Source organism: Streptomyces sp. NPDC002076 (genome assembly GCF_053593835.1).
Genome location: NZ_JBSFDI010000007.1, coordinates 170,150 through 185,209, shown reverse-complemented (window position 1 = coordinate 185,209; position 15,060 = coordinate 170,150). Strand labels below are relative to the sequence as shown.

General features: G+C 70.6%; 16 protein-coding genes and 2 riboswitches. Of the genes, 7 read left to right on the top strand and 9 right to left on the bottom strand.

Annotated elements, in window-relative coordinates:
- Positions 1-7: 7 nt before the first annotated feature.
- The 4 genes from ACWCQS_RS17415 to ACWCQS_RS17400 form a co-directional block, all read right to left on the bottom strand.
- Entirely contained in the window at positions 8-1,006 is a 999-nt protein-coding gene (locus tag ACWCQS_RS17415) for an ABC transporter permease (protein ID WP_451005215.1), read from the bottom strand.
- A 386-nt stretch (positions 1,007-1,392) separates the two neighbouring features.
- Positions 1,393-2,184 carry an enhanced serine sensitivity protein SseB C-terminal domain-containing protein gene (locus ACWCQS_RS17410; protein ID WP_451005214.1) on the bottom strand — a complete coding sequence of 264 codons (792 nt, stop codon included), beginning with the start codon at positions 2,182-2,184 and terminating at the stop codon, positions 1,393-1,395.
- A gap of 158 nt (positions 2,185-2,342) precedes the next feature.
- Positions 2,343-3,134: an enhanced serine sensitivity protein SseB gene (locus ACWCQS_RS17405; protein ID WP_451005213.1), complete on the bottom strand. Its 792-nt coding sequence runs from the start codon at positions 3,132-3,134 to the stop codon at positions 2,343-2,345.
- Positions 3,135-3,200: 66 nt separating this feature from the next.
- Positions 3,201-3,848, bottom strand: a complete 648-nt coding sequence (locus ACWCQS_RS17400) for an AAA family ATPase (RefSeq protein ID WP_451005212.1) — start codon at positions 3,846-3,848, stop codon at positions 3,201-3,203.
- Between the two features lie 162 nt (positions 3,849-4,010).
- Positions 4,011-4,107: riboswitch (glycine riboswitch) on the top strand.
- Positions 4,108-4,220, top strand: a riboswitch (glycine riboswitch).
- A gap of 41 nt (positions 4,221-4,261) precedes the next feature.
- Here ACWCQS_RS17400 and gcvT point away from each other — a divergent pair.
- The 4 genes from gcvT (at position 4,262) to ACWCQS_RS17380 (ending at position 8,609) form a co-directional block, all read left to right on the top strand.
- A complete protein-coding gene (gene gcvT / locus ACWCQS_RS17395) occupies positions 4,262-5,389 on the top strand; it encodes a glycine cleavage system aminomethyltransferase GcvT (RefSeq protein WP_451005211.1) in 1,128 nt (375 codons plus the stop codon).
- A gap of 109 nt (positions 5,390-5,498) precedes the next feature.
- Positions 5,499-5,876: a glycine cleavage system protein GcvH gene (gcvH, locus tag ACWCQS_RS17390; protein WP_451005210.1), complete on the top strand. Its 378-nt coding sequence runs from the start codon at positions 5,499-5,501 to the stop codon at positions 5,874-5,876.
- 14 nt (positions 5,877-5,890) lie between these two features.
- Positions 5,891-7,159, top strand: a complete 1,269-nt coding sequence (gene glyA, locus ACWCQS_RS17385) for a serine hydroxymethyltransferase (RefSeq protein WP_451005209.1) — start codon at positions 5,891-5,893, stop codon at positions 7,157-7,159.
- A gap of 82 nt (positions 7,160-7,241) precedes the next feature.
- Positions 7,242-8,609: an L-serine ammonia-lyase gene (locus ACWCQS_RS17380; protein WP_451005208.1), complete on the top strand. Its 1,368-nt coding sequence runs from the start codon at positions 7,242-7,244 to the stop codon at positions 8,607-8,609.
- A 233-nt stretch (positions 8,610-8,842) separates the two neighbouring features.
- On the opposite strand, the gene ACWCQS_RS17375 is transcribed toward ACWCQS_RS17380, so the two are convergent.
- Genes ACWCQS_RS17375 through ACWCQS_RS17365 form a run of 3 tightly spaced genes read right to left on the bottom strand, consistent with a single transcriptional unit; the run spans position 8,843 to position 10,249 of the window.
- Positions 8,843-9,703: a class I SAM-dependent methyltransferase gene (locus ACWCQS_RS17375; RefSeq protein WP_451005207.1), complete on the bottom strand. Its 861-nt coding sequence runs from the start codon at positions 9,701-9,703 to the stop codon at positions 8,843-8,845.
- 20 nt (positions 9,704-9,723) lie between these two features.
- Positions 9,724-10,068, bottom strand: coding sequence for a VOC family protein (locus ACWCQS_RS17370; RefSeq protein WP_388628349.1), 345 nt, complete (start codon positions 10,066-10,068; stop codon positions 9,724-9,726).
- Position 10,069: 1 nt separating this feature from the next.
- Positions 10,070-10,249: a ribbon-helix-helix domain-containing protein gene (locus ACWCQS_RS17365; RefSeq protein ID WP_451005206.1), complete on the bottom strand. Its 180-nt coding sequence runs from the start codon at positions 10,247-10,249 to the stop codon at positions 10,070-10,072.
- A gap of 153 nt (positions 10,250-10,402) precedes the next feature.
- Here ACWCQS_RS17365 and ACWCQS_RS17360 point away from each other — a divergent pair, with 153 nt between their 5' ends.
- Positions 10,403-11,440, top strand: coding sequence for a phosphatidylinositol-specific phospholipase C domain-containing protein (locus tag ACWCQS_RS17360; RefSeq protein ID WP_451005205.1), 1,038 nt, complete (start codon positions 10,403-10,405; stop codon positions 11,438-11,440).
- Positions 11,441-11,535: 95 nt separating this feature from the next.
- On the top strand, positions 11,536-12,093 hold the full coding sequence (locus ACWCQS_RS17355; RefSeq protein WP_451005204.1) for a GH25 family lysozyme: 558 nt from the start codon (positions 11,536-11,538) through the stop codon (positions 12,091-12,093).
- 166 nt (positions 12,094-12,259) lie between these two features.
- Here the strand turns inward: ACWCQS_RS17355 and ACWCQS_RS17350 are convergent, their stop codons facing one another.
- Positions 12,260-12,946 (bottom strand): NADPH-dependent F420 reductase, encoded by a 687-nt coding sequence (locus ACWCQS_RS17350; protein ID WP_451005203.1) that lies wholly within the window; start codon positions 12,944-12,946, stop codon positions 12,260-12,262.
- A gap of 79 nt (positions 12,947-13,025) precedes the next feature.
- Positions 13,026-14,018 carry a zinc-dependent alcohol dehydrogenase family protein gene (locus tag ACWCQS_RS17345; RefSeq protein WP_451005202.1) on the bottom strand — a complete coding sequence of 331 codons (993 nt, stop codon included), beginning with the start codon at positions 14,016-14,018 and terminating at the stop codon, positions 13,026-13,028.
- A 103-nt stretch (positions 14,019-14,121) separates the two neighbouring features.
- On the opposite strand from ACWCQS_RS17345, the gene ACWCQS_RS17340 reads away from it, so the two are divergent.
- Entirely contained in the window at positions 14,122-15,042 is a 921-nt protein-coding gene (locus tag ACWCQS_RS17340; RefSeq protein ID WP_451005201.1) for an AraC family transcriptional regulator, read from the top strand.
- The last annotated feature ends 18 nt before the right edge of the window (positions 15,043-15,060 follow it).

Here is a 15,060-nt window from a genome sequence, read left to right as displayed (position 1 = left end):
CGATGGATCACTTGCTGCGAGGGTCGAGCGCATCACGCAGCCCGTCACCCAGCAGGTTGAATGCCAGGACGGTGATGAAGATCGCCAGTCCGGGCACGAACATGTACTGCGGATCTGCGGTGTAGAGATCCACGGCGTTGCTGAGCATGCCGCCCCAGGAGGCCTGCGGCGGAGCGATGCCGACTCCGAGGAAGCTCAGCGCGGCCTCGAAGAGGATGTTCGTCGGGATGATCAGCGTCGAGTAGACGAGGATCGGCGCGACGAGGTTGGGGAGCAGTTCCCGGAACAGGATGTACGGGCCGCGGGCTCCCAGGCTGGTGGCGGCCTCGACGAATTCCCGCCTGCGCAGGGTCATCGTCTGAGCGCGCACGATACGCCCGATGTACGGCCAGCTGAAGAACCCGATCACGAAGATCAGCACGGAGATCCGCAGCGGCAGACCGTTGAGTCCGAAGAAGCCGTCCTGCACGGAGGCCGAGATGGCGATGGCGAACAGCAGCAGCGGGAACGCCAGGAAGGTGTCCATGAGCTTGCTGATGATGCTGTCGACCCAGCCGCCGTAGTAGCCGGCGATGACGCCGAGTACGGTTCCGATGACCACCGAGAGGAGGGTGGCGCCACCGGCGACCAGGAGGGAGACCCAGGAGCCGTCGATGATGCGGGCGAGCATGTCGCGGCCGTACTGCGGGTCCACGCCCAGCGGGTGGGCCCAGCTCATGCCGCCGAAGCCGCCCTTGGGCGCGAGGAGCGCCGGGTCGATGAGATCCTGGTTGAACTTGTCCGGGTCGAGCCCGAAGATCCACTCGATCGGCTTGGCGAGCACCGCCATCAGCACGAGCAGGATGACGACGACGCCGCCCGCCACGGCCACCTTGTCCCGCTTGAACCGGGTCCAGGCGATCTGGCTGAGTGAACGCCCTTCGATCTGGCTCTTCTTGGCCCCGGCGAGCACAGACTCGGGAGGCGCTCCGGCCTCTGCCCCGGTGGTCTCGATCGGTGCGGTCACAGTTGACCTGACCCCTCTCGCCGGTGGTGACCGGCCTTTGTCCGCCGCTGTGGGCGGCTTGGTTCACTTACCTGCGCCGGCCGCACCTGGGTGACGGCCCTGAGAGCCAGCTGTTCCCGTGATTGGTTCGATCACAGGATCGATGGCCTCGCGTCTTGAGAGGCGAGTCTTCAACGCGCTCTCGATCACGCGCCAGGCCTGATGGAGAAAGTATGCGTAAACGTGATGCCGCCTAGGGGATTCCGTTATCCGAACAGGGAAGATCGCCTGTCGGACGTGGACATCAAGGGGCGTTCCGGCCCTAATCGGGCGCGCAAACAGGGCAGTTGCGACCGATCGAGGCCGCCGGACCCGCCATCGTGACCGGCGTCACATCGGGCGGGTGTTCAGTAGGGCCTCGGGCTCGTGTACCCGTACCCGGGGTCGGGCGCGGGCGCCGGTGCCGCGTGGGCCTCGCGGTCGTAGAACGGGCGGGCGTTGATCCGCATCCACATCACGACCGGGTCGTAGTCGTCGGTCATCGCGACGGTGGACACCGGCAGGCCCTCCGGTACGGCGCCGACGGACTGCTGCATCATCGCCCGCACCGAGTCGACCGCGGCCGGGGAGGTGTCGTACACGTCCAGGCCGATGGCGAGGTACGGCGCGCCGAGCGCCGGCTGCACCCAGGCGCGGCGCAGGGTGCGCAGGGCCGGGGTGCGATGCGCGTTCTGCGCGAGCAGGGCGTAGAACTGCGGGATCTCGATGCCGGGTTCGGTCAGCCGGAGCGGGCCCGCGGGCTGGCGGTCCAGGCCCGTGGCGATGCGGCGCAGGTCCAGCCAGGGGATGCCGACGCCGCCGCCCGGGGCGTGCGGGTTGAGCCAGAGGCCGTAGTGGTCGGGGTAGAGGGTGCGGGCCACGTCGAGTCCGTCGACGACCTCGTACGACCGGTTCCAGCCGCTGGCCGAGAGCTCCTGGGCGGAGGTGACACAGGGGGCGTACTGGAAGCCGTCGACCTCCATGTTCCCGTACTGGGCGTCCGGGGAGCCGGCCTGGCCGTGCCACAGGAGCATCCAGATCTGACCGGAGGAGGGGGTGGCGAGGGCGCGGAGCAGGGCTTCGTAGGCGTCGTAGCGGCCGGGGGTGACCTGGCGCAGCGTGTGTTCCACGCCGACGCTGCCGCTGTGGCTCGCGCTCACCTGTCGTGCCCTTCTTTTTGTGCCCCGGTGTTGGGAGACAGCTTATGCGCCCGATAGCCCCGGGCCTTGTGTCCGTGCGCGAGTACGGGTGCGCGGGTGGTACTCGCGCCGACGCGGCGTACCCGCATGTCGGTACAGCCCCGCGTCCCTGGGCCGGCTCAGTGGCCGTACTGGTAGAAGGGCCGGACGTGCGACCTCAGCCATTCGGCCACCGGGTCGTCCGTCACGTCCAGGAGGACCAGGTTGACCGGCCACTTGACCGGGACTTTGCCGAGGGCCCTGCCCAGGGCCTGGAGGGGCAGGGCGCGCAGGTCGCCCTCCCACTGGGAGAGTTCGACGCCCACGAACATCACCGGCTCGTCCGTCTCTATGGCGGCCAGGCAGCGGCGGGCGGTGCGCACCACGCCGGTCTCGGCGAACTCGGCGGACGCGGCGGAGAGGAAGTCGACCGGGTCGTCCTGCCAGTCCGGCTCGAAGAGGCGGACCCGGGCGCCGCTGTTCGGGCCGTCGAGCGGGGTACGTCCGGTGCGGCACAGCTCGGCCACCGCCGCAGGCGGGAGCGGGATGCCGACCAGCGCGTCGGGGTTCACCGCGATGCCGATCTGCGCGGGCAGGCCGCGGGCGAACTCCACGGCCGGGGCGATGGTGTACGGCATGTGGGAGCCGGCCGCCTGGCGCAGCTGCTCCTCGGAGCTGAACACCGGGACATACGCCTGGCCGTCGGTGTCCAGCGTGGGCAGGTCGAGCGGGCCGCTGTCCGGGCCGCCGCCGCTCGGCAGCGGGATCCAGAGCAGGCTCCGGCCCAGCACCTCGATGATCCGGCCGGCCGCGGCGGGCATGCCGAGGGAGGCCGAGAGCACCTCCTCCAGCTCGTTGCCGGGCCAGCCGCCGTGCGGCTGGGGGTGCGCCTGTGCCGGGAAGTCCGCGGGAATGTCCGCCGGGAAGTCCATCTGCCTACCGCCTGCTGGGAACCACTGCTGTGACCATGAAGGCTAGCGGGTGGCTGTGACAGTGCCTCACCTTGTGAAGGCGATCCGCCGCAGGGCGTTTGCCGCCGGCCGGTCCAGCAGCACGGCCGCACCGCAGCCCGCGGGCAGCTCGCCGCGCTCGACCGCGTCGAGCAGCCGGGCGGTGGTACGGCGGTGGCGGCGGAAGGCGTAGCCGGAGACGCCCCGGCCGCGCTCGCGCTGGCCCTCGCGCGCGGTCTCGGGGGTGACGTCGAGCAGGAGCAGATGAAGGGTGCCGCCGCGGCGGCGGGCCTCCCGGGCGAGCCAGGCGCGCACCCAGGACTGGGTGCCGCAGTCGTGCACGACGACGCCCTCGCCGGTACGCAGGGCGCGGCGCAGACCGGCGTAGTGGGCGAGGCGGACCAGGGGGCGGTAGAGGGTGTAGGGGAGGAAGGCCGGCAGGCGGGCCGCCCAGCGGTCGCGGGTGTCCTGGGAGTCGATGCGGGCGCCGGTGACCGCGCGCCGCATCAGGGTCGACTTGCCGCTGCCGGGCAAGCCGGTGATCACGGCGAGGTCGCGGGGGCCGAAGGCCAGGGCGTGCGGGCCGCGGCCGGCCCGGTCCCGCAGGTCCCGGACGACCGGGGCCGGGACGGGACGCTGCCTCGGCACCGCGATGCCGGTGGTGGTGGCGGTGGCGTACACCGGGGTCCTGTTCACCGTGATCGTCCTCCCCTGTCGGCCCGGTAATCTTCATTGCCCGACTGTGTAAAGAGAAGGTAATGGACGATGTCGTTGGCGGGGTCCGCGTCCTGCCACAGGTCGGTTACAAAAGCCCGCTCGCCGTGCGATGATGTGGCCGCCAACTGCATACCGGCCGCTTGAATCCGCGCGGGAGAGTTCCCAGCAGCTTCGCTGGGACGCCGAAGGAGCAAGTCCCTCCCTTGAATCTCTCAGGCCCCGTTACCGCGCGGGCGAGGCACATCTGAAAAGCGGGCTGCTGCGACAGTGGCTCCACCCAAGGTGCAAGCCGTGATCGTCCCCGTGGCGGTCGTGGCGAACCTCTCAGGTTCCGATGACAGATGGGGAGGAACGTTCCTCGCCCGTCCTGCTTCCTGGGAGACGACCGACCGATGAGCAGTACCGAACCCACTGAGCTGCGCCACACCGCGCTCGATGCCCTGCATCGCTCGCTCGGTGCGACGATGACCGACTTCGCCGGCTGGGACATGCCGCTGCGCTACGGCTCCGAGCGCGACGAGCACATCGCCGTGCGGACGAAGGCGGGTCTCTTCGACCTCTCCCACATGGGCGAGATCACCGTCACCGGCGACGGGGCGGCCGCCTTCCTGAACTTCGCGCTGGTCGGCAACATCGCCTCCATCGGCGTGGGGCGCGCCCGCTACACCATGATCTGCCAGGCCGACGGCGGCATCCTGGACGACCTGATCGTCTACCGGCTCGCCGAGACCGAGTACATGGTCGTCGCCAACGCCTCCAACGCCCAGGTGGTGCTGGACGCGCTGACCGAGCGCGCCGCCGGCTTCGACGCCGAGGTCCGCGACGACCGGGACGCCTACGCGCTGATCGCCGTCCAGGGCCCGGAGTCCCCCGGCATCCTGAAGTCCCTCACCGACGCCGACCTCGACGGCCTGAAGTACTACGCCGGCCTGCCCGGCACGGTCGCCGGCGTCCCGGCCCTGATCGCCCGCACCGGATACACCGGCGAGGACGGCTTCGAGCTGTTCGTGAAGCCCGAGCACGCGGTCGAGCTGTGGCAGGCGCTGACCAAGGCCGGCGAGGGCGTCGGCCTGGTCCCGTGCGGCCTGTCCTGCCGGGACACCCTGCGCCTGGAGGCGGGCATGCCGCTGTACGGGCACGAGCTGACCACCTCGCTCACCCCCTTCGACGCCGGGCTCGGCCGGGTGGTGAAGTTCGAGAAGGAGGGCGACTTCGTGGGGCGCGAGGCGCTCACCGAGGCCGCCGCCAAGGCCGAGGCGAACCCGCCGCGCGTCCTCGTCGGGCTGATCGCCGAGGGCCGCCGGGTGCCGCGTGCCGGGTACGCCGTCGTCGCCGGCGGCGAGGTGATCGGCGAGGTCACCTCCGGCGCCCCCTCCCCCACCCTGGGCAAGCCGATCGCCATGGCCTACGTCGACGCGGTGCACGCGGCGCCGGGCACCGAGGGCGTCGGCGTGGACATCCGGGGCAGCCACGAGCCGTACGAGGTCGTGGCGCTGCCCTTCTACAAGCGGCAGAAGTAGACACTGGGCGCGGTCACTGTGTGACCCAGCGCACGTTTCCGCTGCTCACCAGCGGTCTCAGCAGTCCCCCCTTCATCAGCACTCCCGCGCGTACAGGAGAATTCAGGTCATGAGCAACCCCCAGCAGCTGCGCTACAGCAAGGAGCACGAGTGGCTGTCGCCCGCCGAGGACGGCGTGTCGACGGTCGGCATCACCGAGTTCGCGGCCAACGCGCTCGGCGATGTGGTCTACGCCCAGCTCCCCGAGGTCGGCTCCACCGTGACCGCGGGCGAGACCTGCGGCGAGCTGGAGTCGACCAAGTCGGTCTCCGACCTGTACTCGCCGGTCACCGGTGAGGTCACCGAGGTCAACGACGACGTCGTCAACGACCCGTCGCTGGTGAACTCGGCCCCCTTCGAGGGCGGCTGGCTGTTCAAGGTGCGCGTCGCGGAGGAGCCGGCCGACCTGCTCTCCGCCGACGAGTACGCCGCCGAGACCGCCGGCTGAGGAGTCGTAGCCGTATGACCGTCCTGAACACGTCCCTGCACGAGCTGGACCCGGAGATCGCCGCCGCGGTCGACGCCGAGCTCGGCCGCCAGCAGTCCACGCTGGAGATGATCGCCTCCGAGAACTTCGCGCCGCTCGCGGTGATGGAGGCGCAGGGCTCCGTCCTCACCAACAAGTACGCCGAGGGCTACCCGGGCCGCCGCTACTACGGCGGCTGCGAGCACGTCGACGTCGCCGAGCAGATCGCCATCGACCGGATCAAGGAGCTGTTCGGCGCCGAGTACGCCAACGTCCAGCCCCACTCCGGCGCCTCCGCCAACCAGGCGGCCCTGTTCGCCCTCGCCCAGCCCGGGGACACCATCCTCGGCCTGGACCTGGCGCACGGCGGCCATCTGACCCACGGCATGCGCCTGAACTTCTCCGGCAAGCAGTTCAACGTGGTCGCCTACCACGTGGACGCCGCAACCGGCCTGGTCGACATGGCCGAGGTCGAGCGGCTCGCCAAGGAGCACCGCCCGAAGGTGATCATCGCGGGGTGGTCGGCGTACCCGCGCGAGCTGGACTTCGCGGAGTTCCGCCGGATCGCGGACGAGGTCGAGGCCTACCTGTGGGTCGACATGGCGCACTTCGCGGGCCTGGTCGCGGCCGGTCTGCACGCCAACCCGGTGCCGTACGCCGACGTGGTGACCTCCACCACGCACAAGACGCTCGGCGGGCCGCGCGGCGGCATCATCCTCGCCCGCGGCAAGGACTTCGCGAAGAAGCTGAACTCCTCGGTCTTCCCGGGCTTCCAGGGCGGTCCCCTGGAGCACGTGATCGCGGCGAAGGCGGTCTCCTTCAAGGTCGCCGCCTCGGAGGAGTTCAAGGAGCGCCAGCGTCGTACCGTGGAGGGTGCCCGCATCCTCGCCGAGCGCCTGATGGCGGCGGACGCGCGCGAGGCCGGGGTGAACGTGCTGTCCGGCGGCACGGACGTGCACCTGATCCTGGTCGACCTGCGCGAGTCCGAGCTGGACGGCCAGCAGGCCGAGGACCGCCTCCACGAGGTCGGCATCACGGTCAACCGCAACGCGGTCCCGAACGACCCGCGTCCCCCGATGGTGACGTCGGGCCTGCGGATCGGTACGCCCGCCCTCGCCACCCGCGGCTTCACGGCCGAGGACTTCGCCGAGGTCGCGGACGTGATCGCCGAGGCGCTGAAGCCGTCCTACGACGCGGAGGCCCTCAAGGCGCGCGTGAAGGCGCTCGCCGACAAGCACCCGCTGTACCCGGGCCTGAACAAGTAGGCCCGGACAAGTAAGTCCCCGGTGGGGCGCCCGACGGAGATCCCGGAGGGTGCCCCGCCACCCCCTGTCTTGAGGAGTGACCGTGGCCATCTCGGTCTTCGACCTGTTCTCGATCGGCATCGGCCCGTCCAGCTCCCACACGGTCGGCCCGATGCGTGCGGCGCGGATGTTCGCCCGCCGCCTGCGCAACGAAGGGCTGCTGGAAAAGGCCGCCACCGTCCGGACGGAGCTGTACGGCTCCCTGGGTGCGACCGGGCACGGCCACGGCACACCGAAGGCCGTCCTGCTCGGCCTGACCGGCGACTCGCCGCGCACGGTGGACGTGGAGACGGCGGACGCGCGCGTGGAGGCGATCAAGGCCGAGGGCCGGATCAGCCTCCTCGGCGAGCACGAGATCCCCTTCTCCTTCGACAAGGATCTCGTGCTGCACCGCCGCAAGGCCCTGCCGTACCACGCCAACGGCATGACGCTGTGGGCGTACGACGCCTCGGGCGCGGAGCTGCTGTCGAAGACGTACTACTCGGTCGGCGGCGGCTTCGTCGTGGACGAGGAGGCGGTCGGCGCGGACCGGATCAAGCTGGACGACACGGTCCTGAAGTACCCCTTCCGCACCGGCGACGAGCTGCTCCGCCTGACGAAGGAGACCGGCCTGTCGATCTCCTCCCTGATGCTGGAGAACGAGCGGGCCTGGCGCACGGAGGAGGAGATCCGCGCGGGCCTGCTGGAGATCTGGCGGGTGATGCGCGAGTGCGTCCGGCGCGGCATGTCACGCGAGGGCATCCTGCCCGGCGGCCTGAAGGTGCGCCGCCGCGCGGCCGTCTCCGCCCGCCAGCTGCGCGCCGAGGGCGACGCGCTGGCCCACGCCATGGAGTGGATCACGCTCTACGCGATGGCGGTGAACGAGGAGAACGCGGCCGGCGGCCGGGTGGTGACCGCCCCCACGAACGGCGCGGCCGGCATCATCCCGGCGGTCCTGCACTACTACATCAACTTCGTCCCCGGCGCCGACGAGGACGGAGTGGTCCGCTTCCTGCTGGCCGCGGGCGCGATCGGCATGCTCTTCAAGGAGAACGCCTCGATCTCCGGCGCCGAGGTCGGCTGCCAGGGCGAGGTCGGCTCCGCCTGCTCGATGGCCGCGGGCGCGCTGGCCGAGGTCCTCGGCGGCTCCCCGGAGCAGGTCGAGAACGCCGCCGAGATCGGCATGGAGCACAACCTCGGCCTGACCTGCGACCCGGTCGGCGGCCTGGTGCAGATCCCGTGCATCGAGCGCAACGGCATGGCCGCGGTGAAGGCGGTCACGGCCGCGAAGATGGCCATGCGCGGCGACGGCTCCCACAAGGTGTCCCTGGACAAGGTCATCAAGACCATGAAGGACACCGGCGCGGACATGTCCGTGAAGTACAAGGAGACGGCGCGGGGCGGCTTGGCGGTCAACATCATCGAGTGCTGAGGGAAAAGGCCCCTGGACTTCCCGATCAGGGCGGGCGGGACGCGGGCGGGGAAAGATCCGCCTCCGGATGTTCAGCAGGTCCGGGTCCCGCTGGATCAGTTCTTCCTCGAAGCCAGAGGCATCCGCAGCAAGCCAGAGGCATCCGCAGCGGAACGGCATCACCGCGGAGAACGGCCTTGCCCCTCTCCAGCGCTCTGCCCGCCACGAATTCCAGTGGTCCGCCCCGGATGGCGTCAGGTCCGGGCCAGCAGCAGGTCCTCCCCGGTCGACGGGCGCAGGCCGTCGGTGCGGGCGGTGAAGTAGCGCTGGGCGTGTGAGGCACCCGGGACGTGGTGGGCCTCTCCGAAGCCTGCCTCGCGGGCCAGGTCCAGCATCTCGTCCGGGGTGTAGAAGCTGAGGAACGGCGTGCCGGATGCCCGGGCGCCCGCCTCGCTCGCCTTGAGGCCGGCGCGGTCGCGCTCGTCCACCAGGTCCTCCGGCAGCAGGAAGGTCATGGCGAGGGTCGAGCCGGGGGCGAACCCCGCGATCTGGCGCAGGGTGGCCGCCGTGGCCTCCTTGGTGAGGTACATCGTGACGCCGGAGGAGGCGACGACCGCCGGGCGGCCGGGGTCGAATCCGGCCGCGGTGAGCTGCTCCGGCCAAGTCCCGGCGCTCGTCTCGAAGTCGACCGGCACCAGGTGCAGCCGGTCGGGGATGCCATAGCCGAGTTCGGCGAGGCGCCGGCGCTTGAAGTTCTGCGTGCCGGGCTGGTCGACCTCGAAGACGTGCACCCGGGACACGGTCTCCGGACTGCGCTGGGCGAAGGTGTCGAGGCCGGCGCCGAGGAGGACGTACTGGTCGACGCCCCGGTCCGCCTGCTCGGCGACCAGGTCCTCGATGAAGCGCGCGCGGGCCACCATGGCGGCCCGGAAGCCACGAGTGGCCTCCGGGTCCATGTCCGGGCGGTCGCGCCAGCCGTCGCCGGGGTCCACGAGCCGCAGCCCGATCTCGTCCTCCAGGACGTGGGGCGGCGGATCGACCTGGACGTGCATCGCCCGCCACAGGGCGCACCGCACGGCGGTGTTGTCCGGCGTCCCGGTTCGCTCGTCGGTCATGGCGCCGCTTCCCGTCCCCGTCACTTCGCCGCGGGGGCCTGGAGGCTCCACAGCCGCCCGTCCGGGTCGCGGACCGTCATCATCCGGGTCCCGAAGTGGGTGTCCTCGAAGGGTGTGACCACCTCGACGGCGGGGTCGGCGCGGAACGCGTCCGCGTCCGGCACCTTCAGCACGATCTGCGTCCGCGGCTCGCGGTCCTCGGGGACCTCGGCGATGAACACGTACGGCCCGTCGCCGCACCGGAACTGGCCGGAGTTGTGGTCGGTCGCGAACTCCAGGTCGTAACCGAGCGCCTGGAAGAACTTCGCCGCCCTGCCCCAGTTGTGCGTCTCCAGGAACACGGCCTCGATGCCCTCGGTCGCCATGTCAGCTCTCCTTCTCGGTCGACTGCTGTTCCTGCCCATGGGCGTCGTCGAGGTAGGCGCGCAGCGCTTCTGCGACCAGCGCCGACAAGGACATGCCCGACTCGATGGCGCGGTACTTGACCCGCTTGATCAGTCCGATCGGCAGGTACACGTTGAACTGCTTGACTTCCTCATCACCCACGCTTCGAGGCTAGCATGCTAGCAATCTAGCCGCCAGCGATGACGGCATGCGCGACGGCCGGAGAGTGGCTGATGTTCCTCCGGGGGCTACCGCGCAGTAACCGCTTGCTCCTACGCTGCCGCCAACTCGGTGACAGCGAAGGGGAGTTGAGCAATGGGTGCGGTGAGACGGCTGGCGGCGCTGGTGGGTGCCGGAGCTCTGCTGATGGTGGGACCGGCCAACGCCCACGCGGCGGCGCCGAAGTTCTCCGAGGCGACGGCGATCGGGACGCACAACGCGTACGACAAGGCCAAGTACACCTACTTCGCACAGGCGCTGGACTCCGGCGCCTCGCTGCTGGAGCTGGACGTGTACGTGGACAGCATCAGTCACCGCTGGCGGGTCAGCCACAGCAATCCGCTGGGCGACGACAACAACTGCGAGGCGGCGAAGACCCCGAGCGAGCTGTACAGCAAGAACCGCAACCAGGACTTCGGCAGCTGCCTGGACAACATCGCGGCCTGGAACCAGCTCCACCCCGACCACCCGCCGATCGTCTTCAAGATCGAGATGAAGGTCGGCTTCAACAACAACGCCGGGCTCGGTCCGGACGAGTTCGACACGCTGATCGACCGGAAGCTCGGCAGCAGCGTGTACAAGCCGGCCGACCTGCTGGGCGGCACCTACAGCACGCTGGACGCGGCCGCCAGGGCCAACGCCTGGCCCAGCCGCGACTCGCTCAGGGGCAAGTTCATCTTCGAGGTGATCCCCGGCACCGTGGAGATGAACAACCCCTTCGACCACTACTGGACGGACCAGGAGTACGGCGACCACCTGCGCGACCTGTACACGGCCGGGAACATCTCGCAGGCCGAGGCCTTCCCCGCGGTGCTGGGCGCGGCGAACGGTGACCCGCGCGCGACCCGCTGGACCTCCGACACCTCGATCCGCCCCTGGTTCGTGTTCTTCGACGGTGACGCGGCGACGTACGTCAGCAACGGCTACGACACGTCGTTCTACTCCACGAACCACTACATCTCGATCATGACCGACGCCTACAACGTCTCCCCCGCCATCTCCTCCACCGACCCGACGGACGCCGAAGTCGCCGCCCGGCTGGACCTGCTGGCCAAGGACCACGCGAGCATCATCACCTCCGACTGGTCGGCGAAGTCCGCTTCGGTCCTCAGTTCGGTGGTCACCCGGAGCTGACGTTCCATCGTCCGGGACGGATCGGGCGTGCCATCGTGGGGCATCACTCAACCAGCAACTCCTTTCCCCCCACCGGCACATCTAGGAGTCCCCACATGCTCCGCGGCATCGACGTCAGCGCGTATCAGTCGTCCTCGTACGACACGAGCGGCCTCTCCTTCGCCTTCATCAAGGCGACGGAGGGCCGTACGTACGTCAACCCCCACGCCACGGCCCAGGCGAAGACCGCCCGCGACGCCGACCTGGTCGTGGGCTTCTACCACTTCCTGTGGCCGGGCAGCCTCACCGCCCAGGCCGAGCACTTCGTGACCGCCGCCCCGTCCAGGGCGGGCGACATCCTCGCCGTCGACTGGGAGACCACCGGCGACGGCACCCACGCGAGCAACGCGGAGAAGGACGCCTTCATCAAGAAGGTGAAGCAGCTGAGGCCACACCACCGGGTCGTGCTCTATGCGAACAGGGACTTCTGGTTGCGCGTCGACACGACCTCCTACGCGGGCGACGGCCTCTGGATCGCCGACTACGTCACCGCCGGCCACCCCCGCATCAAGGCGAAGTGGCTGTTCCACCAGTACACGAGCGAGCCCCACGACAAGGACGTGGCCGCCTTCGCGAGCAAGGCAGCGCTCAAGGACTGGGCCGACGGCGCATAGCAGTCACCACTGCGCCCGGAGACACTTGGCCGGCGGATCTGCGAGGTAATGGCTCAGCACATCGAAGGTCCGAAACTCGGCCCGGAGGCCCTCGTACCAGGCCAGGCCGTAGGCATTGCAATTCGAACAGACCGGGCCGTACGCGGGGAGCGGAAGGCGGTTGACGTCAGCCGCGGAAGCCGGCCGGCCGCTCGGCGGTCGCCTCCGCGAGAGCCTTCTGTACGGCTTCCGCACCCGCCCGCAGGCCGTAGACCGGTGTGCCGGGCTGCTGGCGCCAGGAGTCGTCGATGCCGCCCGCGTCGACCGTGTCGAAGCCGAGCTCGTCGATCAGGGCGCGGACCTTCGCCTTGGCCGCCGCGTCGTCGCCGGCCACCGGCAGGGCGATGCGCTCGGGGTCGCCGGCGGGGCGGGGGCGGTCCAGGATGTCCTGGGCGTAGGTGCCGTTGAAGGCCTTGATCACCGGGTGGCCGAGGTGGTGCTCGGTCCAGCGGCTCTCGGTGCGGCCCTCGTCCTCGATGCCGGCGATCCGGCCGTCGCGCTCGCGCGGGTAGTAGTTGCCGGTGTCGATCACGGCCACGCCCTCGGCGGCGCCGTCCAGCAGGCCGGAGGGGAGGTTCGGGACCGCCTTGAGGGGGACGGTGACGACCACCACCTCGGCGTCCTTGGCCGCGTCCTCGGCCCGGACCGCGGTCGCTCCGGTCTCCTCGGCCAGTTCCTTGAGCGTCTCGGGGCCGCGGGAGTTGGCCACGGACACCTCGTGGCCGAGGGCGGTGAGCCGCCGGGTGAGGTTGCCGCCGATGTTGCCCGCGCCGATGATGCCGATCTTCATGACAGCCCTCCGGGATCGTTGCATGCGTGTGCATGCGTCTGTCGTGCGACAACCTCCGGGTTACGGCGGCTATTCCGTCGCCGCGCCGATCAGGTGAACGTGGTCACGGCCGCACCACGATCTTGCCCGTGTGGCGGTTCGACTCCATCAGGTGGTGCCCCTCCCCGATGCGGTCCAGGCCGTCGTACACCTCGGCGATCACCGGGCGCAGCGTGCCATCGGTGAGGCCGGAGGCCAGGTAGTGGCCGGCGCGGCGGCGGCCGCCAGCGGTGCCCGTCACGGTGAGGTTGCTGTAGCCGTGGACCGTGACGGGCCAGTTCCGGGGCAGCTCGATGGGTCGCTCGGACAGCCAGCCGTAGCTGACCATGTGCGCGTCGGCGGCGGCCGCCCGGCCCAGCTCGCGGAAGACGGGGCCCCCGATCGCGTCCAGCACGATGTCGGCGCCCCGGCCCTCGGTCAGCCGCCCGGTCTCCTTGATCACGTCCTCCTCGTCGCCCACGACGACCAGCTCCGCGCCCGCCTCGAGGAGTGCCTGCCTCTTCGCCTCGCTTCGGGTGGCCGCGATCGGAACGGCTCCTGTGCGCCGGGCGATCTGGATCGCGGCCGTTCCGACACCGCTGGCCGCCGCGGTGATCAGCACGTGGTGTCCTGCCGCCATCCGCGCCCGCTCGATCAGGGCGCCGTACGCCGTGGTGTAGGTGAGCCAGACGGCGGCGGCGGTGACCGCGTCGACACCGCCCGGGCGCGGCAGGACCGAGGTCTCGGGCAGCAGCACCAGATCGCCGTAGACCCCGTGGGAGCTGAGGTTGAAGTTGGCCGCGCTGAGGACGGCGTCGCCGGGTGCGAACGCCGTCACGCCCTCGCCGACCGCCACCACCTCGCCGGCGGCCTCATAACCGTTGCGCGAGCCCGGCAGGGTCGGCTGGTACCAGTAGGTGCCGGCGCGGAGCATTGCCTCGGCCCGGTTCAGCCCGATGGCCTCGACCCTCACCAGCACCTCGCCCGGTCCGGGATCCGGCAGCCCGACCTCCTCGACCGTGAACACCTCGGGGCCGCCGACCTCGTGAAAGAGCACTGTGCGTGCGGTAGTTGTCATGCCGTCGACGTTAGGTCCGGGTTCCGAGACGCTCCATGTCCTCCGGTCTCTATTTCATGTCCGACCGTCTTCGCGTCGGAGGCTCTGCGGCTAGGGTGGGGACATGGACGTGCTCAGCGATGTCGTCGCGGCCATGCGCGTCGGCCGGCCGCACTCCGCGCGTACGTACAAGTACGCGCCCTGGGGGCTGCGGTGGGCGCACTCCGACGAGGCCGGGTTCCATGTGGTGCTGCGCGGCTCGGCCTGGCTGATCCCGCAGGACGGGGAGCCGGTGGCACTGGCCCCGGGGGACGTCGTCTTCCTCGCGCACGGCCTCGGGCACGCCCTGGTCAGCGCGCCGGGTGTGCCCACGCAGGAGGTACGGCTGCTGCCCGACGGCACCTGGAGCGGGGCCCCGGCGAAAGAGGAGCGGGAGGGCTGCCCGGACACCGTCACCCTGTGCGGGACGTACCGGCTGGACCGGGACCGGTCGCACCGGCTGCTGGCCGAGCTGCCGGAGGTCGTGCACCTGCCCGCCACCGTGGGCGGCCATCGCTCGCTGCGGGCCGCGGTGGAGCTGCTCGGGATGGAGCTGGAGGAGCAGCGGCCGGGCACGGACGCGATCGTCACCTCGCTGCTGGACACGCTGTTGCTGTACATCCTGCGGGCCTGGTGGGAGGGCGAGCGCGCGGCGGGGCGGGCGCGGGGCTGGTCGGCGGCGCTGGCCGATCCGGCGGTCGCGGCGGCGCTCCGCGCAATCCATGCCGAGCCGGCCCGGGCGTGGACGGTGGCGGAACTCGGCGCCGCCGGCGGGTTGTCCCGCGCGGCGTTCGCACGCCGGTTCACGGCGCTGGTGGGTGAGCCGCCGCTGACGTATCTGACCTGGTGGCGGATGACGACGGCGGGCCGGCTGCTGCGCTCGGACGACCTCTCCCTGCGTCAGATCGCCGACCGCACCGGCTACACCTCGGAGTTCGCCTTCGCCAAGGCCTTCAAGCGGGAGTACGGCATGGCGCCGGGCCAGTATCGAAGGGGAGCGGTGTAGGTCCTGCACCGCTCCCCT